Genomic DNA, 20,661 nt, shown 5'->3' on the forward strand with positions numbered 1-20,661 from the left:
CTTCGGGAGGCGGATAATGGCCGCATGGGTCCTGTCGCGTTCCGACCCCGTACGATCCGCCGGCGGATCGGCACCGGCCTGTTCAGCCGTGTGGCCGGTCCGGGTGGTCCCGCCGCGCGGGAGCGCATCCACCAGGCCCCGGGGCCGCGCTGGTTCGGCCCGGACCGGCCGATCCGCCGGGTGCACGGGGACGCGTCCATGTTCATCGGTGGACTGCGGGCCCTGCTCCTGCAGTCCCTGCACCCGCTGGCCATGGCGGCGGTGGCGGCCCATTCCGGCTACCGGAGCGACCCGTGGGGCCGGCTCCAGCGGACGAGCACGTTCCTCGCGGTGACCACCTTCGGCACGGCGGCGGACGCCGAGGAGGTGGTGCGGCGGGTGCGGAGCGTGCACGAGCGGGTGGAGGGTGTCACCTCGGCCGGCGAGCGGTACCACGCCTCCGACCCGCATCTGCTCGCCTGGGTCCACGCGACCGAGACCGACAGTTTCCTGCGGGCCCACCAGCGCTTCGGGCGGCAGCCTCTCGACGGCCCGGGCTGTGACGGGTACATAGCCGACACGGCGCGCGTGGCGCGCGCCCTGGGGGTGGCGGACCCGCCCAGGAACCGGGCGGAACTCGCCGCGTGCATCGCGTCCTACCGGCCGGAGTTGCGCGCGACCCCGCAGGCGCGGGAGGCCGCGCGCTTCCTGCTCATCCGGCCGCCGCTTCCCGCGTTCGCCTGGGCCCCCTACACCGTGCTGGCCGCCAACGCGGTCGCCATGCTGCCCTCCTGGGCCCGCAAGCCGCTGCGCCTGCCTCTGCTCCCCCGCTTCGAGAGCCACTGCGTGCGGCCGACCGGGCAGGTCCTCACCCGGTCCATCCGCTGGGCGATGAGTCCTCCGCCGGCGCCGGACCGGCCGCGGGACGCCTGAATCCGCCTCATGTCCGGGGCACTGCCCGCCGGCCGGTCCACCCGGCGCGGATGCCGTGCCCGGCGAGCGGGCCTACGGTCAGGCCGGCGTCACGGAGGCCGTCGACCAGCCCGGGGAGCATCTCCAGCGTCGCCCGCCAGCACCCGGGCGCCGCCACCCGGTCGGTGTCGTGCAGCAGGACGGTGCCGCCGCCGCGCACGTCGCGGCGTACGGTGGCCAGCACGGAGGCGCCGGTGGCGTCGGCGGTCCAGTCGCGCCCCCACGCGGACCACAGGACCGGCCGCAGCCCCACCCGCAGCGCCGCGGCCCATCGGCCGGCCGTCAGGATGCCGTACGGCGGCCGGTACCACAGCGGGGCGGCGCCCGCCGTCCCGCGCACCGCCTCGGCCGCCCGCGCGAGTTCGCGCGTGTCCCGGGCGCACGACGAGAACCAGGGCCGGCTGTGCGTCCATCCGTGCACCGCGAGTTCGTGGCCCCGGCCCACGATCTCGCGGCCGGTCTCCGGGTACCTCACCAGACTCTCGCCGAGTACGAAGAAGGTGGCGTAGGCGCCCGCCCGTTCCAGTGCGTCGAGGAAGAGCGGGGTGGAGCACGGGTCGGGGCCGTCGTCGAAGGTCAGGGCGACGTGATCACCGCGCCCGAGGCCGGCGAGAGCGGGGAAGAGCGTCCTGCGCACGGCGGGAAGCCAGGTACCGGCGGGGAGCACCTGGGCGCCGAGTGCCGTCGCCGCGAGGGCCAGCGGAGGCCGGGCGGCGGACGGGAGGACCGGACGACGGGCGCTCATCCGGCCGTTCCTCCGGGTCCGGCCGGCCTTTTGTGCGCCCGGCGCCGCTTCGGGCCGACGGCCGCGTCGAAGGAACCGGAGCCGGGGAGGGACTGGGCGAGGAACGCGGTACCGACCGCGACGAGGAACGCTCCGAACGCCCCGGTCAGGAGGTTGAGTCCCAGGGGGATCCGCTCGCCGAAGAGCGCCCATCCCAGGCCGACACTGACCAGGGCGTCCCCCAGCGTGAGAGCGGGCTGGGAGGCGGCCAGCGTCCCGGCGCCCAGCGTGCTCTGCAGCAGCAGGAAACTCAGCAGCCCGACGGCGGCCGCCGCGTACAGGTAGCCGTTCGCGAACACGGCCACGAAGCCGTCCCCGACCCGCCCGGTGACCTCCTTGACGAGAGCGGCCGTACAGGAGAAGCAGACGGCCGTGGCGCAGCCCAGCACCGCGGCACGCGCGGCGCCGTGGAGCGTACGGGCGACCAGGAGGAGGGCCGACACGGTGGCGGCGAGCAGCGCCGACACCGGGAGCCAGCCCGTCGCCTCCCCCGTCTCCTGCCCTCCGGACGGGCTGACGGCCAGCAGGAAGAGGGCCAGGCCCACGGCGAGTGCCAGGAAGGACAGCCAGGTCCTGGGCTCCGGGCGGCGGTGGAACACGACGCTGCCCACGACCAGGGTGAACAGCAGTTCGCTGGCGAGCAGGGGCTGGACCACCGACAGTCTGCCGAACGCGAGGGCGCCGGCCTGGAACACGGCGGACAGCACCAGCGCGGCGGCCCCCGCGATCCAGAACGGGCGGCGCAGCAGTCCGGCCCACCGGCCACCCACCCGCCTCACCCGGGAACCCGTGGGCTCCGGTGCCCGGTCGGCCCACTCCACCGCGGCCCGGCGCTGCAGGACGGACGCCGCGGCGTTGGCGCAGGCCGAGAGGAGCGCCAGGACCACGGTGACGACGTTCATCCTTATCCGAACCGCTCGGCGAGCCGCCGGTAGAGGGCGGGCGCGATGCCGTGCACCCGTCCGGGCAGCCGCAGCCAGCCGGGGACGAACACGTCCTCGCGCCTGTGGAGCAGTGCGTTCCATACCGCGTCGGCGACCCGTTCGGCCGGAACGGGGCGGGGCCACGAACGGGTGTACGGAGTGCCGCGGCGTTCGAAGAAGGGGGTGGTGACGACGCCGGGGACCACGTGCAGGACGCGTACCCCGGTACCGGCCAGTTCGAGGCGCAGGGCGTCCGCGAGGACGGCGACCGCGGCCTTCGCGGCGGAGTAGACGGCCTCGTCCCGGACCCCGAGCGTGCCGGCGACCGATCCGACCAGGACGAGCTGTCCCCTGTTCCGGGCCAGCATGTGGGGCAGGACGAGGCGCACCAGATGGACGACGGAGACCAGGTCCACCGCGAGTACCTCGTCCGCGGCCGTCGCGGGCATCGTGTGCAGGGGCCCGGCCCAGCCGACCCCGGCACCCGCCACGAGCAGATCGATGTGCCCCGCGGCGTCCAGAGCGTCCCGTACCAGCCCTTCGGCGCCCTGCGGGGCGGACAGGTCCGCGAGAAGAGCCCGGCCGGAGGTGTGCGCGGCCACCTCCCGCAGGCGCCCGGGATCCCGTCCGCCGACCAGGAGCTCCCAGCCGCCCTCGGCGGCGATCCGCCGTGAGATGGCGGCTCCGATGCCGGAGGAGGCGCCGGTCACCAGGGCGACGCGCTTCGCCGCCACGCGGGGGTCGGAGCGGCCAGGAGCGGCCGGCCGGCGGTGACCCGTGCCGGGAAGGGCTCGCCCCATGTGCGGCTTCCTCTCTCAGCGCGTCTCGCCAGGTGCACGGCACAGCATCAGTAATAGGTCATACCATGACGAGAAATGACAAAACGTACGGCGATCGTCGCACACCATCTGGAGGGTCCGCATGGCCGGACGTTTCCTCGTCCTCAGCGCGAGCATGGGCGCCGGCCACGACGCGGTGGCGTCGGAGCTGATACGCCGCCTCCGGGCCGCGGGTGACAGCGCCCTCCTGATCGACGTACTCGACCTGCTGCCACCGGGTGTCGGGCCGGGGCTGCGCGGCTTCTACCGGAACGCCGTCCGCCACGCGCCGGCACTGTACGCGGGCCTGTACGCCGCCTTCTTCCGTACCGGCGGCGGACCGCGCCCCGGCAGTACCCCGCTGGCCGCACTCGCCGAGAAGAGACTGCTCGGTCTTGTGGAAGGGGAGCGGCCGGACGCGGTGGTCCCGGTGTTCCACCTCGCCGCGCAGCTCACGGGGCGGCTGCGCGGGCGAGGGGCACTGGGCGTCCCGAGCGGCGTCCTCGTCACCGACTTCGCCGTCCACCGCCAGTGGCTCCATCCGGGCAACGACCTCTACCTGTGCCTCACGCGGAGGACCGCGGACGAGGTGCACCGGATGGTGGGGCTGCCCTCCGTGGCCTGCGGTCCGCTGGTACCGGAGTGCTTCCTCGGACCCGCGCCGGGCGCCGGGAGGTGGTCACGGCGCCTCGGCGACGACGTGCCCACGGTGCTGATCTCGGCGGGGGCGTGGGGCGCGGGTACGCACTTCTCGCGCACGGCACGGTTGGTGGCCGCCGCCGGGTACCGGGCCGTCGTGCTCTGCGGCAGGAACGAGGCGCTGCGCCGCAGCCTCTCGCGGACACCGGGGGTACTGGCCACGGGGTGGGTGCAGGACATGCCGGGCCTGATGGCCGCCTCCCGGGTCCTCGTGGACAACGCGGCCGGCCAGACGGCGCTGGAGGCCCTGGCCGCGGGACTCCCGGTCGTGGGCTACCGGCCGATCCCGGGCCACGGCGTGCAGGGCGTCCGCCTGATGGCCGAGCACGGTCTCGCCCGTCATGCGCGCGATCCATGGGCACTGGTCCGCTCGCTGGACGCCCTGAGCGCGCCGGGTCCACGGCGGGAGGCCCGGGTCGCCGCGGGAAAGGCCCTGTTCACCGGCCACCCCGGCGCCGTCCCGACCTTGGAGGAACTGGCTGCCACCGCACGGTGAGCCTCTGTCATCCGAATGCCCCGTGAGGACGCACGCCGAACGGGTACCCCACCGGCATGAAAGCCCTCGTGATCGACCGTACGCACACGTCGTCACCGGCCCCGAAGGGGTTCACCGCCGGCCCGCCGGGCGCGCCGCCGCGGTGACGCGGCCACCCCGTCCGCCGTCACGGCGGACGGGGAGCCAGGCCTTTTGGCCCCGTTTTTACCTGGGGTGACGGTTTCTCATCTGCGGGCGTGGTGAGGCGAGTGGACGTCGCCGCGTCGGCCCGACGGAGCACCCGGGCGCCCGCATCGTGGGGGTCCCGGGCCCGCACTCGCGGTGAAGTCAGGAAAGGAGCGGGACCATGCACACGGAGTCGGCAGCGGATCCGGCCGGGCGGCGGGAACCCCCGGGGCCCGGGACGGCCGTGGACGCCGCCGCCCTGGAGAGGGCGCTGCGCGACCGGGTCCGCGGGGAGGTGCGGTTCGACGCGGGCAGCCGCGGGGCCTACGCGACGGACGGTTCGAACTACCGGCAGGTCCCGATCGGCGTCGTCGTGCCGCACGACCTCGAGGCGGGCGCCGAAGCGGTCGCCGTCTGTGCGCGGTTCGGTGCGCCGGTGCTCTCCCGCGGCGGCGGGACCAGCCTGGCCGGCCAGTGCACCAACAGCGCGGTCGTGATCGACTGGTCGAAGTACTGCCACCACCTGCTCTCGGTCGACGCCGACGCGAGGACCTGCGTCGTCGAGCCGGGCATCGTGCTCGACGAGCTCAACCGGCAGCTGGCCGGGCAGGGACTGAAGTTCGGGCCGAAGCCGTCCACCCACAGCCACTGCACGCTGGGCGGGATGATCGGCAACAACTCGTGCGGTGCTTCGGCCCAGGCGTACGGGAAGACCGTCGACAACGTGCGGCGCCTGGAGATCCTCACCTACGACGGACTGCGCTGCTGGGTCGGCCCCACCTCGGACGAGGAGTTCGAGGCGGTGGTCGCCGAGGGCGGCCGCCGGGCCGCACTGTACGAGGGACTGCGGGGCGTCACCGACCGGTATCTGGCCGACATCCGCCGCGGTTACCCGGACATCCCTCGCCGGGTGTCCGGCTACAACCTCGACTCACTGCTCCCGGAGAAGGGCTTCGACCTGGCCCGTGCCCTGGTGGGCAGCGAGAGCACCCTGGTCACCGTCCTGCGCGCCGAACTGGAGCTGGTGCCGGTCCCCGCGTACGAGGCCATGGTCGTCCTGGGGTACCCGGACATCTGCGCCGCGGCCGACGACGTACCGGCACTGCTGGAGCACAGCAGCCCCGAGATGCTGGAGGCCCTGGACGGGCGCATGGCGCAGCTGATGCGGGAGGAGCACTCCCACCTCGACTCCCTCGACCGGTTCCCCGCGGGTGACAGCTGGCTGCTGGTGCAGTTCAGCGGCGGCACCCGGGAGGAGGCCGACGCCCAGGCCCGCGACCTGCTGCGCGCGCTGGGCCGGGGTGAGGACGACCCGTCCGTCGCCTTCTCCGACGATCCGCGGCGCGAGCGGAAGCTGCTGAGCGCCCGCGAGGCCGGCCTCGGCGTCACCGCCCGGCCGCCGGACGGACGGGAGACCTGGGAGGGGTGGGAGGACTCCGCGGTGCCTCCGGAGCGGCTCGGAGACTACCTTCGCGACCTGAAGGACCTCTTCGCGGAGTTCGGATACGACCACCCCTCGCTGTACGGCCACTTCGGCCAGGGCTGCGTGCACACCCGGATCCCCTTCGGCCTGAAGACCGCCGACGGGGTCGCGTCGTTCCGCGCCTTCGTCGAGCGCGCGGCGGACCTCGTCCACTCGTACGGCGGCTCGCTGTCCGGCGAGCACGGGGACGGTCAGGCGCGGGGCGAGCTGCTGACGCGGATGTTCGGGGAGCGGCTCGTGGAGGCGTTCGGTGAGGTCAAGGCGCTGTTCGACCCGGACAACCGGATGAATCCCGGAAAGGTGGTCCTGCCCGGGCGGGTGGACGAGAACCTCCGGCTGGGGCCGCGGTGGCGGCCCGCCGCCCATGACACGCACTTCGGCTATCCGGACGACGGTCATTCGTTCACCCGGGCGGTCATGCGGTGCGTGGGCATCGGCAACTGCCGCAGTCACGAGGGCGGCGTGATGTGCCCGTCCTACCGGGCGACCGGTGAGGAGGAACACTCCACGCGCGGCCGGTCCCGGCTGCTCTTCGAGATGCTGGGCGGGCACCGCGACTCCGCCGTCACCGACGGCTGGCGCTCGGAGGCGGTCAAGGACGCGCTGGATCTGTGCCTGGCCTGCAAGGGCTGCAAGTCCGACTGCCCCACCGGGGTCGACATGGCCACGTACAAGGCGGAGTTCCTCTCCCACCACTACGAGGGACGTCTGCGCCCGGCCGCGCACTACGCGCTGGGGTGGCTCCCCCTGTGGGCCCGTGCCTCGCGCCTCGCCCCCCGCCTGACCAACGCGGCCCTGCACACGCCCGGCGTGGCTCCGCTCGCCAAACGCCTCGCCGGGGTCGCGGCGGAGCGGGACGCGCCGGTGCTCGCCGAGGAGTCGTTCGTGCAGTGGTGGGCGAGGCGCGGGACGCCCGTACCCGATCCGCAGGGCCCCCGGACGGTGGTGCTGTGGCCGGACACGTTCAGCAACTACTTCCATCCCGGCATCGCGAAGGCGGCCGTCCGGGTCCTGGAGGACGCGGGCTTCCAGGTGGCGGTTCCGGACCGGGCCGTGTGCTGCTCGCTGACGCTGATCTCCACGGGCCAGCTGGCCACCGCGAAGCGGGTCCTGTCCCGGACGGTGGAGGCGCTGCGGCCCTGGATCGAGGCGGGCACCCCCGTGGTCGGTCTCGAACCCTCGTGCACGGCGGTGTTCCGCGCGGACGCCCCGGAACTGATGCCGGAGAACCAGGACGTGCAGAGGCTCGCCCGGCAGGTCCGCACCTTCTCCGAGCTGCTGGTCGACGACGCCCCCGGGGACTGGCGGCCGCCCTCGCTCGCCCGCACCGCCACCGTGCAGACCCACTGCCACCAGCACGCCGTCATGAAGTTCGACGCGGACCGGGAACTGATGCGCCGCGCCGGCATCGACGCCGAGGTGCTGGACGAGGGCTGCTGCGGGCTCGCCGGCAACTTCGGCTTCGAACGCGGGCACCACGACCTCTCCATGAAGATCGCCGAGCAGGGTGTCCTGCCCGCCGTGCGGGACGCTTCCCCCGCGGCGCTGATCCTCGCCGACGGTTTCAGCTGCCGCACCCAGATCGAGCAGGGCGGCACCGGACGGCGTGCCGTGCACCTGGCCGAGGCGCTCGCACTCGGCTTCGGCGTCGCGCCCGCCGACCATCCGGAGAAGGCGGCCGAACGTCCCCTCCTCCCCCGGCGCGGGGTCCGGCGCGCCACCGCCGCCGTGCTGCTGGCCGCCGCCCTGCTCGCGGCAGCGGCCGCCCGGGCCCGGTGGCGCTGCCCGGCCCGCGTCCGCACCCACGGCCGCTGACCCCCGGGCCGCCTCCACCGACCACACCACCTCCGCCCCGAGAAAGGCAGATCGCGTGTCCATCAAGGTGTCCGACTTCATCCTGCAGCGGCTGCGCGAATGGGACGTCGACCACGTCTTCGCGTACGCCGGGGACGGCATCAACGGCCTCCTGGCCGCGTGGGGCCGTGCCGACGACAACCCCCGCTTCGTCCAGGCACGCCACGAGGAGATGGCCGCCTTCGAAGCGGTGGGGTACGCCAAGTTCTCCGGCAAGGTCGGGGTGTGCGCCGCCACCTCGGGGCCGGGCGCCATCCACCTGCTCAACGGTCTCTACGACGCGAAGCTGGACCACGTGCCGGTGGTGGCGATCGTCGGGCAGACCAACCGCAGCGCCATGGGCGGTTCCTACCAGCAGGAGGTCGACCTGCTGAGCCTGTACAAGGACGTCGCCTCCGAGTTCTGCGAGATGGTGACCGTCCCCGAGCAGTTGCCCAACGTCATCGACCGGGCCATGCGGACCGCGTACGCCAAGCGCACGGTGACGGCCGTCGTGATCCCCGCCGACGTGCAGGAGCTGGACTACTCCCCGCCGACCCACGCGTTCAAGATGGTCCCCTCCAGCCTCGGCCTGGCGAAGTACGCGCCCGTCCCCGCGCCGGACGAGATCGCCCGCGCCGCCGAGGTGCTCAACGCCGGGGAGAAGGTGGCGGTCCTGATCGGGCAGGGTGCGACCGGTGCCCGGGCGGAGGTCGAGCAGCTCGCGGAACTGCTGGGCGCGGGCGTCGCCAAGGCCCTGCTCGGCAAGGACGCGCTACCCGACGACCTGCCGTACGTCACCGGTTCCATCGGGCTGCTCGGTACCCGGCCGTCCTACGAGCTGATGCAGGACTGCGACACGCTCCTGGTCATCGGTTCGAGTTTCCCGTACACCCAGTTCCTGCCCGAGCTGGACCAGGCGCGGGCGGTACAGATCGACATCGACCCGTTCATGGTCGGGTTGCGCTACCCCTTCGAGGTGAACCTGGTCGGGGATGCCAAGGAGACGCTGAAGGCGCTGCTGCCCCGGCTGAAGCGCAAGAAGCACGGTGCCTGGCGCAAGAAGATCGAGAAGGACACCGCCCGCTGGTGGAAGGTCATGCAGCGGCGTGCCGCGGTCGAGGCCGACCCCGTCAACCCGGAGTACGTCGTGCACGCCCTGGACGCGCTGCTGCCGGACGACGTCATCCTGGCCGCCGACTCCGGATCGGCCGCCAACTGGTACGCCCGGCACCTGCGGCTGCGCGGGCAGATGCGCGGATCGCTCTCGGGCACGCTGGCCACCATGGGCCCGGGGGTGCCCTATGCGATCGGGGCGAAGTTCGCCCACCCGGACCGCCCGGCGATCGCCCTCGTCGGGGACGGCGCGATGCAGATGAACGGGATGGCGGAGCTGATCACGGCGGCCAAGTACTGGCCCTCGTGGGGCGATCCCCGGCTGATCGTGGCGGTGCTGAACAACCAGGACCTCAACCAGGTCACCTGGGAGATGCGCGCGATGTCGGGTGCCCCGCAGTTCCTGCCCTCCCAGTCGATCCCGGACGTGCCCTACGCGGACTTCGCACGGTCGATCGGGCTCGACGGGGTCCGGGTGGAGAAGCCCGGGGAGGTGGAGGCGGCCTGGCACCGTGGCCTGGGCGCCGACCGCCCGTTCGTCATCGACTTCCGTACCGACCCGGCCGTCCCCCCGATCCCGCCGCACGCCAGCCTCGACCAGATCGAGGCGGCCGCCACCGCCATCCTCAAGGGGGACAGCGACCGGGAAGCGGTGGTCCGCCAGGGGCTGAAGGCGAAGGTCCAGGAGATGCTGCCCGGCCACCGGCACCGGACCGAGGGGCCGGGTGCCGGTGGCGGGGAAGACAAGGGCGGGAGGTGACGGCTCGTACGGGCGGTGGCACCGGCCCCGTCGTGGAGGAGGTCGGTGCGGCGGCGTACACCGTCCCCACCGGCGCGCCGGAGGCCGACGGCACCCTCGCGTGGAAGGCGACGACGCTCGTGGTGGTGCGGGTGCGCTCCGGCTCGACGACGGGGCTCGGCTACACCTACGGGGCCGCGCCCACCACAGGGGTGGTCGACGCGCTCCTCGCGCCGCGCGTGCGGGGCCGGTGCGCCTGGGACGTGCCCGCGGCCAACGAGGCGATGGCCCGGGCGGTGCGCAACGCGGGCCGGCCCGGTCTGGTCGCCGGTGCCCTCTCCGCCGTCGACCTGGCGCTGTGGGACCTCAAGGCCAGGCTGCTGGACCTGCCGCTGGCCGCTCTCCTGGGGGCGAGCCGCAGCGAGGTGCCGGTCTACGGCAGCGGCGGGTTCACGACGTATGACGAAGCGGCCCAGGACCGTCAGTTGCGCACCTGGGCCGAGGACCAGGGCATCCCCCGGGTCAAGATCAAGATCGGTGAGTCCTGGGGTGCGGCGGAGGACCGCGACCGGGAGCGCGTCGCCCGGGCGCGGCGCAGCGTCGGCGACCGTACGGAGCTGTACGTCGACGCCAACGGCGCCTACGGGCCCAAGCAGGCCGTCCGGATGGCCCGCCACCTCGACGCCCACGGGGTGACCTGGTTCGAGGAGCCGGTCTCCTCGGACGACCTGGCGGGGCTGGCCGCGGTCCGGGCCGCCGTGGCGACGGACGTGGCGGCCGGGGAGTACGGCTACTCCCTGCCCTACTTCCATCACATGCTGGCGGCCGGGGCCGTGGACTGCCTCCAGGCCGATGTGACGCGCTGCGGCGGCATCACCGTATGGCTGCGCGCCGCCGCACTGGCCGAGGCGGCGGGGATCGGGATCTCGGGGCACTGCGCCCCGCACGTCCACGCCCATGTGGCCGCGTCCGTGCCCAACCTCCGTCACCTCGAGTGGTTCCACGACCACGTGCGGATCGAACGGATGCTGTTCGACGGCGTCCTCGATCCGCAGGGCGGAAGCGTCCGGCCCACGGCGGCGGGTACCGCCGGGCACGGCCTGACACTGCGCCGGGGGGACGCGGAAGCGTACCGCGTGGCATGAGGACGAGGGAGAAGGGGAGAGCATGGTGAGCGGCAGACACCCCACCGGGCCGCCGGCGCCGATGCCGATGCCGCAGAGTCTGCGGGACTACGCGCTGATCGCCGACGGCGAGCGCGGCGCGCTGATCGGACCGCACGGCGACGTCTCCTGGATGTGCGCCCCCCGCTGGGACTCCGACGCCGTCTTCTCCGGACTCATCGGCGGCGCCGGCCACTTCACCGTCGCTCCGGTGGGGCGCTACGTCTGGGGCGGCTACTACGAGAGCGGCTCCCTCATCTGGCGTAGCCGCTGGATCACCGAGGGGGGCGTCGTCGAGTGCCGCGAGGCGCTCGCCTTCCCTGGCGACACCCACCGAGCCGTACTGCTGCGCCGGGTCATCGCCGTGGAGGGGGCCGCACACGTCTCCGCGCGTCTGGAGCCCGCCCCGGGTTTCGGGGCCGAGGGGCCCGGCCGGCTGCGCCGCGAGAACGGGGACTGGGTGTCGCGGAGCGGCTCCCTGCACCTGCGCCTGGGCGGGGCCGGCGCCGCCCGTCCGGTCCGCGGCGGTCGCCGGACGACGGCTCTGGCCATGGACCTGCGCCTGGAGGCCGGGGACCACCACGACCTGGTGCTGGAGCTCTCCGACCGGCCCCTGCCGGCGAGGCCGGAGGCCGGGCACCTGTGGAGCGCGACGGCGGCGGCGTGGGCCCGGGCGGTGCCCGGCCTCGACATCACCCTGGCCCCCGAGGACGCCCGGCACTCCTACACCGTGCTGCGCGGACTCACCGCGGCCACCGGTGGCATGGTGGGGGCCGCCACCACGAGCCTCCCCGAACGTGCGGAGGCGGGGCGCAACTACGACTACCGGTACGTGTGGATCCGCGACCAGTGCTACGCGGGGCAGGCCGTCGCCGCCGCCGGGGACCACGCGCTGCTCGACGCCGCGGTGCGCTTCGTGTCGGAGCGCCTGCACGAGGACGGGGCCCGTATGGCGCCCGCGTACACCGTCACCGGCGGCCCGGTCCCCGACCAGCGGACACTGGGTCTGCCCGGCTACCCGGGCGGTTACGACCGGGTCGGCAACTGGGTCAACCGCCAGTTCCAGCTCGACGCCTTCGGTGAGGCGCTCCTGCTCTTCGCCGCCGCCCACGCACGGGGACGACTGGACGCCGACGGGTGGCGGGCCGTGGACATCGCGGCCGGTGCCGTGGCCCTGCGCGGCGACGAGCCGGACGCCGGCATCTGGGAACTGGACGACCGGCGGTGGACCCACAGCCGGCTCATCTGCGCGGCGGGGCTGCGCGCCGTGGCCGGCGCGACCTCCTCACCGGGCAGGGCCGCGCGGTGGGCCGCCCTCGCCGACTCCCTGATCGCGCGGACGGCCGCCACGTGTCTGCACCCCACCGGACGCTGGCAGCGCTCCCCCGGCGATCCGGGGCTCGACGCCTCGCTGCTCCTGCCACCGCTGCGCGGCGCCCTGCCGGCCGGGGATCCGCGGACGGTCGCGACCCTGCGTGCCTACACGGCCGAGCTGACCCGCGATCACTTCGCCTACCGCTTCCGGCACGACGGGCGTCCGCTGGAGGAGGCGGAGGGAGCGTTCCTGCTGTGCGGGTACGTGATGGCCCAGGCCGAGCACCAGCAGGGGCACCAGGAGGAAGCCCTGCGCTGGTTCGAACGCAACCGCTCGGCCTGCGGACCGCCCGGACTGTTCGCGGAGGAGTACGACATCACCCAGCGCCAGCTGCGGGGCAACCTGCCCCAGGCGTTCGTCCACGCGCTGCTGCTGGAGACCGCCACCCGGCTGACCGCACCGCCGGGACAGCCCCGAGGAGAGAAGTGAGCATGCCACAGACTGTCGTCATCACCGGTGCCAGCGCGGGCATCGGCCGGGCCGCCGCCCGGGCATTCGCCGCGCGTGGAGCGAACGTGGCGCTGCTCGCCCGGGGGCGGGCGGGGCTCGAGGCGGCGGCGCGCGAGGTCGAGGCGGCCGGCGGGCGGGCCCTGCCGATCCCCACGGACGTCGCGGACCCGGCGCAGGTGGAGGCCGCAGCCGAGGCCGCCGAGGCGGAGTTCGGCAGGCTGGACGTCTGGGTCAACACCGCGTTCAGTTCGGTCTTCGCCCGGTTCACCGACATCACCCCGGCGGAGTACGTCCGCACGACGGAGGTGACCTATCTCGGCTTCGTGAACGGCACCCGGGCCGCCCTCAGCCGCATGCTGCCGCAGGACCACGGCGTCATCGTGCAGGTCGGGTCCGCGCTCGGGGACCGCTCCATCCCCCTGCAGTCCGCCTACTGCGGGGCCAAGCACGCCATCAACGGCTTCACCTCGTCGGTGCGCACGGAACTCATGCACGAGGGCAGCGAGGTACAGCTCACCGTCGTGCAGATGCCGGCCGTCAACACGCCGCAGTTCTCCTGGGTCCTGTCCCGCCTCCCCAGGAAGCCCCAGCCGGTGGCGCCGATCTACCAGCCGGAGGTCGCGGCCCGGGCCGTCGTCCGGGCCGCCGACCACCCGCGGCGCAAGCAGTACTACGTCGGCGCGAGCACCGCCGTCACGGTCCTCGCCGACAAGATCGCGCCCGGGCTCCTCGACCGCTACCTGGCCAGGACCGGATTCCGTTCCCAGCAGACCGACGAGCCCGACTCCCCGGACCGCCCCCACAACCTCTGGCAGCCGCTGGACGACACGGACGGGCACGACCACGGCGCCCACGGCTCCTTCGACGACCGGTCCCACCGGCACGCTCCCGAGCTGGTCCTCTCGTTCCACCCGCGGTGGACGGCCGCCGTCGGCTCCGCCGCACTGGCGGGGGCCGCCGCTCTGCTGACGCGGCGCCGCCGCGCCCGCAGGTAGCGGCGGGTCACACGAACGCGCGGGACACGGCGCCGCGCCGCGCGGGCATTACCCGGGAGGTGGGGGAGCCCTCGGACAGACTGGGGCGGGGGAAGCGGACGGAGACCCAGGCGGATGCTGATGTCGAAGCGCAAGGCCCGGCTGAAGGACAGGGCGGGGCGGGCGGCGGCGAGGGGCGCGCAGGACCTCGACGCCCGTCTGCCGCTGAGCGAGGTGGCGCGCTCGGGGCTGCGCAAGGCCTTTCCCGACCACTGGTCCTTCCTGCTGGGCGAGCTCGCGCTCTACAGCTTCGTCGTCCTGCTGCTGACCGGTGTGTACCTGACGTTCTTCTTCCAGCCGTCCCTGGCGGAGTCGGTCTACCAGGGCTCCTACGGACCGCTGCGGGGCGTGCGCGTCTCACAGGCGTACGCCTCCACCCTGCGGATCAGCTTCGACGTGCGCGGCGGTCTGCTGGTCCGTCAGATCCATCACTGGGCCGCCCTCCTCTTCGTCGCGTCCATCGGCGTCCACATGCTGCGCGTCTTCTTCACCGGCGCCTTCCGCCGTCCGCGCGAGGTCAACTGGACGGTGGGGGTGACCATGTTCCTGCTGGCCCTCCTCGAAGGTTTCGCCGGCTACTCGCTCCCCGACGACCTGCTGTCGGGGACCGGGCTGCGCACGGCCCAGGGCATCATGCTGTCGGTGCCCGTCGCCGGCACCTACCTCAGTTTTTTCGTCTTCGGCGGCGAGTTCCCCGGCGAGGACATCGTGGCCCGGCTCTATCCGGTGCACATCCTGCTCGTCCCCGGTCTCCTGCTGGCGCTGGTCTCGCTGCACCTGCTGCTCGTCGTCCACCTCAAGCACACGCAGTGGTCGGCGCCGGGCAGGACCGCCCGCAACGTGGTGGGCAAGCCCCTGTTCCCCCAGTACGCCGCCAAGTCGGCCGGGCTGTTCTTCCTCGTGTTCGGCGTGCTCGCCCTCATGGGCGCCGTCGCCCAGATCAACCCGATCTGGGACTACGGTCCCTACCGCACCGACCAGGTGTCCTCGGGCTCCCAGCCCGACTGGTACGTCGGCTTCCTGGAGGGCGCGCTGCGGCTGATGCCGGGCGTCGAGACGCGGCTGTGGGGGCACACCCTCATGTGGAATCCCCTGGTGCCGGGCGTCCTCCTGCCGGGGCTGCTCTTCCTGATCCTGTACGCCTATCCCTTCTTCGAACGCTGGATCACCGGGGACACGGGCGAGAAACACCTCTGCGACCGTCCGCGGAACCGTCCCGTGCGCACGGCCCTCGGCGTGGCGGCCCTCTCGTGCTACACGGTGCTGCTCGTCGCCGGCGCACAGGACATCCTCGCGTTCGTCTCCGAGGTGCCGGTGCACACCCTGACCTGGATCCTGCGGGTCGCCGTGTTCGCGGTGCCCGTCGCCGCGTTCCTGCTCACCCACCGGCTCTGCCTGGCGCTGCGCGCGCACGAACGGGAACTGGTCGCGGAGGGCGAACCCTCGGGCCTGGTGCGCCAGTCGGTGCAGGGCGGCTTCGAGCCGGGGCACGCCCGGCTGCCGGCGGACCGGCGGTACGTGATCCTGGCCCAGGAGACGCCGCGTCCCCGGCAGCCGGACACCCCTGCGGACAGCGGTGCCCGGAAGCACGCCGTGGAGCGGGTGCGGACCTCACTCAGCCGCTGGTACTACCGGGACACCACCGACCTTCCGGCCACCGCCGGCGAGCGCCGGAGCATCGCGTCGGCCCTCGAAGGACCGGAGCGCGGGCACACGTCCGGCGCGGAGTGAAGGCTCCGGGGCGGCCTCGGCCGGAAAGGGCCGGACTCCGCCCCGCCGGGCGTGGGCCGGGCTGACCTGCGCAGCCGCCCCGAACCGTGGCGGTCACAGCCCGGGCGCGGGGCTCCCGGCGGCCAGCATGTCCTCGATGAGGTCGGCGGCGCGTGGGGTACCGCCCTCGGCCCGGGCGGCGGCCCGCAGACGCTCCGACCGGGCGACGCGCTCCGGGTCGGCGAGCAGGCCGTCCAGCGCGGCGCGAAGGGTCTCGACGGTGGCGTCCGCGGTGTCGACGCGGCGTGCGACGCCGAGTTCCACGAGCTTGTCGGCGTTCATGAACTGCTCCGCTCCCTGCGGGACGGCGATCATGGGAACGCCTGCCAGGAGTCCTTCACCGCAGCCGCCCATACCGGCGTGGGTGACGAAGGCGTCGCTCTTCTCCAGGATCGCCCGCTGCGGGACCCAGGAGTGCACCTCGACGCCGGGCGGGAGGGCGCCGAGCTCCGCGGGGTCGGTGTACCGGCCGATCTGGAGGACCACGTGCCAGCCGGGCAGGTCACCGAAGGCGGCGACGCACCGTCGGTAGAACTCCGGTTGACGTGTGTAAGCGGAGCCCAGCGAGATCAGCAGCACCCGTTCCGCGCCTTCCGGGCGCGTCCAGCCGTCCGTGTCCGTGCGGTCGTCGTAGCAGGGGCCGACGAAGGTCACCCTGTCGGTGTCGACCCGGTCGGCGTTCGGCTGCATCGCCCGGGGGATCAGGGCGAGGGCCCGGGCGGGCGGCCCTGAGAAGGCGTCCACGTCCGTGGTGGCCGCCCCGCACTCCAGCAGCCACCGCGCGAACCGCTCCCGGTAGGCGTCGGCGCCCGGCAGCTTCCGCAGGTGGGCAGCGACGTCCTCCTCGTAGCCGTCCCAGCCGACGAACGTCGGGGACAGCTGGAGGAGCGGACGGCCCTGCGCCTCGGCGAGGGCGCGCGCGGCATAGGCGCCGATGTCGTAGAGGTACAGGTCGGCAGGATCGTCGTCGTAGAAGGCGCGCAGGTGCGGGAGCACCTGGACGGCGTCGTCGAGGAAGAGGCCCGCCGCGGCGATGGGGTCGGCCGGCCAGTCGTTGTCGGCGAAGGGCAGCGTGGAGGCGCAGGGCACCAGTTCCGCGCCGGCGGACTCGATCCGGTCGGCCACGTACGGGTCGTTGGCGTAGGTGACCCGGTGCCCCCGGGCCACCAGCTCCCGGACGATCGCGAGGCTGGGCAGGACGTGGCTGACGAGGGGGACGCCGACCATCGCGATGTGGGCGCGGGGACGGGACATGGGCGATCACTCGTTTCTGGCGTGGAACGGAGGTGGGCGGTGCGAGGAGGCCGGGGCCTCAGGGCAGAACTGCCTGGGCGGCAGCCTCTTCGAGCTCGGCGACGGTCCCGGACATGATCGTGCGGACGTGTGCGGTGATCAGCTCCACGGGCCAGTCCCACCACGCCACGGCGAGGAGCCGGGCGACGTCGGCGGGGTCGTGACGGGTACGGATGAGGCGGGCCGGGTTGCCGCCGACGACGCCGTAGTCGGGGACGTCGGCGGTGACCACGGCACCGGCGGCGACGATCGCGCCGTGGCCGATCCGCACGCCGGGCATGACCATGGCTCCGTGCCCGAACCAGACGTCGTTGCCGACGACGGTGTCGCCCCGGCCCGGCAGGCCGGTGATCAGGTCGACGTGCTCGGCCCAGGAGCCGCCCATGATGGGGAAGGGAAAGGTGGAGGGGCCGTCCATACGGTGGTTGGCGCCGTTCATGATGAACCGCGTGCCGGTACCCAGCGCGCAGTACTTGCCGATGACAAGCCGCTCGGGCCCGTAGTGGTACAGCACGTTACGGGTCTCGAACGCGGTGGGGTCGTCCGGATCGTCGTAGTACGAGTAGCCGCCCACCTGGATCAGCGGGGACTTCACCAGTGGCTTGAGCAGCACGACGCGCGGGTGCCCGGGCATCGGGTGGAGCACGGCGGGGTCGGGGAGGACGGGCGGCATCGGGAGGGCGGTTCCTCTCGGGGAAGGCGGGGGCCATTACTGCGACAGCTGTTGCGTTAAGATGCTGACACAGTCCAGGCACGACGATCAACCGGATAACGGATCCCCGATGACAGACCCTCCGGCCCTCACGCAGGGCCGCCGCCGCCCGGGCGGTCGCACCGCCCACGTCCGCGCCCGGGTCCTCGACGCGGTGCGCGCCGAACTCTCCGAGAGCGGTCACGAAGGCCTCACGATCGAAGGGGTCGCGACCCGTGCGGGAGTGCACCGGACGACGGTCTACCGGCGCTGGCGCGATGTCGGCGGCCTGCTCGTCGACCTCGTCGAGGCCGCCGGCGAGATCGACTGGCAGCCCCCGGACACCGGCTCCCTGCGCGGTGATCTGACGGCCCTCAACGAACAGATCCAGGAGTCCCTGGTCGTGAAGCCGTCCTTCGCCCTCGCCCTGATGGCCGCCGCGTTCCACTCCGAACAGGCGGCGCGGGCCCAGACGGGGCTGTGGGCCGACCGGTACGCCCAGTGCGAGATCCTCGTGGAGCGCGCCGTCGGACGCGGTGAACTCCCCGCGGGGCACACGGACGCCCGGAGCCTGCTGGTCGCCGCCACGGCGCCGCTCTACCACGAGCTGGTACTCCTGCGCACCGATCCCGATCCCCGGCTCCCGGAGCGGGCCGCGGCGGCGGCAGCGGTCGCGGCTGCCGCGGGCGCCTTCACGACCCGCCGCGCAGAGAGCGGGTGAGCGGGCGTGAACAGGAGCAGCGGCAGGTCGCTCGCCGGACCGGATCACGTGCGTACGGGTCCGGCACCGGAGCCGGACGGGCCGGCCCGGACCCCCGCTACTCCGGGTGGCCGAGGTTCTGGAAGACGAACCCGAAGACGCCGGGGAGCAGGACGCCCACACCGATGAGCGTCAGCCACAGGCCCTCGACCACTCCGAGGCCGGTCAGCGCGCATCCGGCGGCGGCGACCACGGGGAAGTAGCTCCGGGCGGGGAAGAAGGCGCTCCGGCCGCCGACGGACCGCACCTCCGCTCCCCCGCGGTCCTCCGGCCGCCGCCCGTCCCGCCTGTACTGCCGCCACAGGAAGACGGCGATGAGCCCGGACATGAGGAAGGACACGAGGAGGGCCGCGATGCCGGCCGGCTCCTGGGCGAACACGGCGTAGAGGGATCCGGTCACGCCGAAGAACACCGCGGTGCCCGTGAAGAGCCAGGCCTCTGTTCTCATGAGGGCACCTCCGGGTGGTGAAGGTCGAAGGCCGGGGACTCGGAGCGGACCCGCGGAAGCGCGTGGAAGTTGTGCCGGGGCGGAGGGCAGCTGGTCGCCCACTCCAGTGAGCGCCCCCAGCCCCAGGGGTCGTCGACGGTCACCTTCTCGCCGTACCTGGCCGTCTTCCACACGTTGTAGAGGAAGGGGAGGGTGGACAGGCCGAGCAGGAAGGCCCCGATCGAGGAGAGGGTGTTGAGGACCGTGAATCCGTCGGCCGCCAGGTAGTCGGCGTAGCGGCGCGGCATCCCCTGCTCGCCGAGCCAGTGCTGGACGAGGAAGGTGAGCTGGAACCCCGTGAACAGCACCCAGAAGTGGATCCTGCCGAGCCGTTCGTCCAGCATGCGCCCGGTGAACTTCGGCCACCAGAAGTAGAAGCCGGCGAAGGTGGCGAACACGATGGTGCCGAAGAGCACGTAGTGCAGGTGGGCGACGACGAAGTAACTGTCCGTCAGGTGGAAGTCGAGCGGTGGGGATGCCACCAGCACACCGGTCAGGCCCCCCAGGAGGAAGGTCACGAGGAACCCGACCGACCACAGCATGGGCGTCTCGAAGGAGAGCGACCCTCTCCACATGGTGCCGATCCAGTTGAAGAACTTCACCCCGGTGGGTACCGCGATCAGGAAGGACATCAGGGAGAAGAAGGGCAGCAGGACGGCGCCCGTGGCGAACATGTGGTGGGCCCACACCGTGGCGGAGAGCCCGGTGATCGCGATCGTGGCGCCCACCAGGGAGACGTAGCCGAAGATCGGTTTCCGGCTGAAGACGGGAATGATCTCGGTGATCACCCCGAAGAAGGGCAGGGCGACGATGTAGACCTCGGGGTGGCCGAAGAACCAGAAGAGGTGCTGCCACAGCAGTGCGCCGCCGTTGGCCGCGTCGAAGATGTGCGCGCCGAACTTCCGGTCCGCCTCCAGGGCCAGCAGGGCCGCGGTGAGGACCGGGAAGGCCAGGAGCGCGAGGATCGACGTGAACAGGACGTTCCAGGTGAAGATCGGCATGCGGAACAGGGTCATGCCGGGCGCGCGCAGGCAGACGACGGTGGTGATGAAGTTGACGGATCCGAGGATCGTGCTCAGTCCGGCCACCACCAGGCCCATCACCCAGAGGTCGGCGCCGCTGCCCGGCGAGAACCGGGAGCCGTTCAGCGGCGCGTAGGCGAACCAGCCGAAGGGCGCCGCCCCGTCGGCCGTCAGGAAGCCGGCGACGACCATCAGGCCGCCGAAGAGGTAGACCCAGTAGGTGAAGGCGTTCAGCCTCGGGAAGGCCACGTCCGGCGCCCCGATCTGAAGGGGCATCACCGCGTTGGCGAACCCCGTGAAGGTGGGGGTCGCGAACAGCAGCATCATGATCGTTCCGTGCACGGTGAACAGCTCGTTGTACTGCTGGTTCGACATGACCTGCAGGCCGGGCCGGGCGAGCTCGGCCCGCATCAGCATCGCCAGCACTCCGGCGAAGAGGAAGAAGACGAAGGAGGTGACGAGGTACATGTACCCGATCACCTTGTGGTCCGTGGTCGACAGCCAGCGCAGCACCGTGGCGCCCTGGCCCGTGCGACGGGTGGTGCCGTGATCCGGAGGTGCCTCCTGGGCCGCGTCCCGCACCGCTGTCATACGCCCTCCGCACCTCTG

The 20,661-nt window shown here is 73.1% G+C and carries 16 protein-coding genes; 9 read left to right on the plus strand and 7 right to left on the minus strand.

Going from position 1 to position 20,661, the window contains the following annotated elements; translation table 11 throughout:
- Nucleotides 1–24 precede the first annotated feature (24 nt).
- Nucleotides 25–912 carry an oxygenase MpaB family protein gene (locus BA175_RS25480; protein WP_069173864.1) on the plus strand — a complete coding sequence of 296 codons (888 nt, stop codon included), beginning with the start codon at nucleotides 25–27 and terminating at the stop codon, nucleotides 910–912.
- Between the two features lie 7 nt (nucleotides 913–919).
- Here the strand turns inward: BA175_RS25480 and BA175_RS25485 are convergent, their stop codons facing one another.
- From BA175_RS25485 to BA175_RS25495, 3 genes are read right to left on the minus strand one after another with little or no spacing between them, the layout of a single operon-like run.
- Nucleotides 920–1,696, minus strand: coding sequence for a polysaccharide deacetylase family protein (locus tag BA175_RS25485; protein WP_069173865.1), 777 nt, complete (start codon nucleotides 1,694–1,696; stop codon nucleotides 920–922).
- A complete protein-coding gene (locus tag BA175_RS25490) occupies nucleotides 1,693–2,637 on the minus strand; it encodes a DMT family transporter (RefSeq protein ID WP_069173866.1) in 945 nt (314 codons plus the stop codon). Before BA175_RS25490 ends, BA175_RS25485 begins: the two co-directional genes overlap by 4 nt.
- 2 nt (nucleotides 2,638–2,639) lie before the next feature.
- Complete coding sequence (locus BA175_RS25495; protein WP_069173867.1) at nucleotides 2,640–3,458, minus strand: SDR family NAD(P)-dependent oxidoreductase; 819 nt, start codon at nucleotides 3,456–3,458, stop codon at nucleotides 2,640–2,642.
- Nucleotides 3,459–3,579: 121 nt separating this feature from the next.
- Between BA175_RS25495 and BA175_RS25500 the strand changes: the two genes are divergently transcribed.
- From BA175_RS25500 to qcrB, 7 genes are all read left to right on the plus strand, one after another.
- Complete coding sequence (locus tag BA175_RS25500; RefSeq protein WP_069173868.1) at nucleotides 3,580–4,671, plus strand: MGDG synthase family glycosyltransferase; 1,092 nt, start codon at nucleotides 3,580–3,582, stop codon at nucleotides 4,669–4,671.
- Nucleotides 4,672–5,017: 346 nt separating this feature from the next.
- The gene (locus BA175_RS25505; RefSeq protein WP_079159803.1) at nucleotides 5,018–8,134 is read left to right on the plus strand and encodes an FAD-binding and (Fe-S)-binding domain-containing protein; all 3,117 of its coding nucleotides are present in this window, start codon (nucleotides 5,018–5,020) and stop codon (nucleotides 8,132–8,134) included.
- Between the two features lie 55 nt (nucleotides 8,135–8,189).
- The gene (locus BA175_RS25510) at nucleotides 8,190–10,028 is read left to right on the plus strand and encodes a thiamine pyrophosphate-requiring protein (RefSeq protein ID WP_175420920.1); all 1,839 of its coding nucleotides are present in this window, start codon (nucleotides 8,190–8,192) and stop codon (nucleotides 10,026–10,028) included.
- A complete protein-coding gene (locus BA175_RS25515; RefSeq protein WP_069173869.1) occupies nucleotides 10,025–11,152 on the plus strand; it encodes an enolase C-terminal domain-like protein in 1,128 nt (375 codons plus the stop codon). Before BA175_RS25510 ends, BA175_RS25515 begins: the two co-directional genes overlap by 4 nt.
- Before the next feature lie 22 nt (nucleotides 11,153–11,174).
- Nucleotides 11,175–12,974, plus strand: a complete 1,800-nt coding sequence (locus tag BA175_RS25520) for a glycoside hydrolase family 15 protein (RefSeq protein WP_217493242.1) — start codon at nucleotides 11,175–11,177, stop codon at nucleotides 12,972–12,974.
- Nucleotides 12,975–12,976: 2 nt separating this feature from the next.
- The gene (locus BA175_RS25525) at nucleotides 12,977–13,990 is read left to right on the plus strand and encodes an SDR family oxidoreductase (protein ID WP_069173871.1); all 1,014 of its coding nucleotides are present in this window, start codon (nucleotides 12,977–12,979) and stop codon (nucleotides 13,988–13,990) included.
- A 114-nt stretch (nucleotides 13,991–14,104) separates the two neighbouring features.
- On the plus strand, nucleotides 14,105–15,760 hold the full coding sequence (gene qcrB / locus BA175_RS25530) for a cytochrome bc1 complex cytochrome b subunit (protein WP_069173872.1): 1,656 nt from the start codon (nucleotides 14,105–14,107) through the stop codon (nucleotides 15,758–15,760).
- A 93-nt stretch (nucleotides 15,761–15,853) separates the two neighbouring features.
- Here the strand turns inward: qcrB and BA175_RS25535 are convergent, their stop codons facing one another.
- The gene (locus BA175_RS25535) at nucleotides 15,854–17,053 is read right to left on the minus strand and encodes a macrolide family glycosyltransferase (protein WP_175420921.1); all 1,200 of its coding nucleotides are present in this window, start codon (nucleotides 17,051–17,053) and stop codon (nucleotides 15,854–15,856) included.
- A gap of 58 nt (nucleotides 17,054–17,111) precedes the next feature.
- Nucleotides 17,112–17,765: a CatB-related O-acetyltransferase gene (locus BA175_RS25540; protein ID WP_069173873.1), complete on the minus strand. Its 654-nt coding sequence runs from the start codon at nucleotides 17,763–17,765 to the stop codon at nucleotides 17,112–17,114.
- Nucleotides 17,766–17,874: 109 nt separating this feature from the next.
- Between BA175_RS25540 and BA175_RS25545 the strand changes: the two genes are divergently transcribed.
- The gene (locus BA175_RS25545; RefSeq protein WP_069173874.1) at nucleotides 17,875–18,504 is read left to right on the plus strand and encodes a TetR/AcrR family transcriptional regulator; all 630 of its coding nucleotides are present in this window, start codon (nucleotides 17,875–17,877) and stop codon (nucleotides 18,502–18,504) included.
- 97 nt (nucleotides 18,505–18,601) lie between these two features.
- Here the strand turns inward: BA175_RS25545 and ctaF are convergent, their stop codons facing one another.
- Together ctaF and ctaD are read right to left on the minus strand one after the other, a co-directional pair.
- Complete coding sequence (ctaF, locus tag BA175_RS25550; protein WP_069173875.1) at nucleotides 18,602–18,991, minus strand: aa3-type cytochrome oxidase subunit IV; 390 nt, start codon at nucleotides 18,989–18,991, stop codon at nucleotides 18,602–18,604.
- Complete coding sequence (ctaD, locus tag BA175_RS25555; RefSeq protein ID WP_069173876.1) at nucleotides 18,988–20,643, minus strand: aa3-type cytochrome oxidase subunit I; 1,656 nt, start codon at nucleotides 20,641–20,643, stop codon at nucleotides 18,988–18,990. The genes ctaF and ctaD overlap by 4 nt, the downstream gene beginning before the upstream one ends.
- Nucleotides 20,644–20,661: the final 18 nt, after the last annotated feature.

The sequence above is a fragment of the Streptomyces griseus genome (genome assembly GCF_001715295.1).
In the GTDB taxonomy this organism is placed as follows: Bacteria; Actinomycetota; Actinomycetes; order Streptomycetales; family Streptomycetaceae; genus Streptomyces; species Streptomyces griseus_G.

Bases quoted from the DNA above. Each gene is read 5' to 3' on its own strand.
- ctaF (WP_069173875.1), bottom strand. From the start codon at position 18,991: ATGAGAACAGAGGCCTGGCTCTTCACGGGCACCGCGGTGTTCTTCGGC.
- BA175_RS25545 (WP_069173874.1), top strand. From the start codon at position 17,875: ATGACAGACCCTCCGGCCCTCACGCAGGGCCGCCGCCGCCCGGGCGGT.
- BA175_RS25485 (WP_069173865.1), bottom strand. From the start codon at position 1,696: ATGAGCGCCCGTCGTCCGGTCCTCCCGTCCGCCGCCCGGCCTCCGCTG.
- BA175_RS25540 (WP_069173873.1), bottom strand. From the start codon at position 17,765: ATGCCGCCCGTCCTCCCCGACCCCGCCGTGCTCCACCCGATGCCCGGG.
- ctaD (WP_069173876.1), bottom strand. From the start codon at position 20,643: ATGACAGCGGTGCGGGACGCGGCCCAGGAGGCACCTCCGGATCACGGC.
- BA175_RS25495 (WP_069173867.1), bottom strand. From the start codon at position 3,458: ATGGGGCGAGCCCTTCCCGGCACGGGTCACCGCCGGCCGGCCGCTCCT.
- qcrB (WP_069173872.1), top strand. From the start codon at position 14,105: ATGCTGATGTCGAAGCGCAAGGCCCGGCTGAAGGACAGGGCGGGGCGG.
- BA175_RS25520 (WP_217493242.1), top strand. From the start codon at position 11,175: ATGGTGAGCGGCAGACACCCCACCGGGCCGCCGGCGCCGATGCCGATG.
- BA175_RS25535 (WP_175420921.1), bottom strand. From the start codon at position 17,053: ATGTCCCGTCCCCGCGCCCACATCGCGATGGTCGGCGTCCCCCTCGTC.
- BA175_RS25480 (WP_069173864.1), top strand. From the start codon at position 25: ATGGGTCCTGTCGCGTTCCGACCCCGTACGATCCGCCGGCGGATCGGC.
- BA175_RS25525 (WP_069173871.1), top strand. From the start codon at position 12,977: ATGCCACAGACTGTCGTCATCACCGGTGCCAGCGCGGGCATCGGCCGG.
- BA175_RS25490 (WP_069173866.1), bottom strand. From the start codon at position 2,637: ATGAACGTCGTCACCGTGGTCCTGGCGCTCCTCTCGGCCTGCGCCAAC.
- BA175_RS25500 (WP_069173868.1), top strand. From the start codon at position 3,580: ATGGCCGGACGTTTCCTCGTCCTCAGCGCGAGCATGGGCGCCGGCCAC.
- BA175_RS25505 (WP_079159803.1), top strand. From the start codon at position 5,018: ATGCACACGGAGTCGGCAGCGGATCCGGCCGGGCGGCGGGAACCCCCG.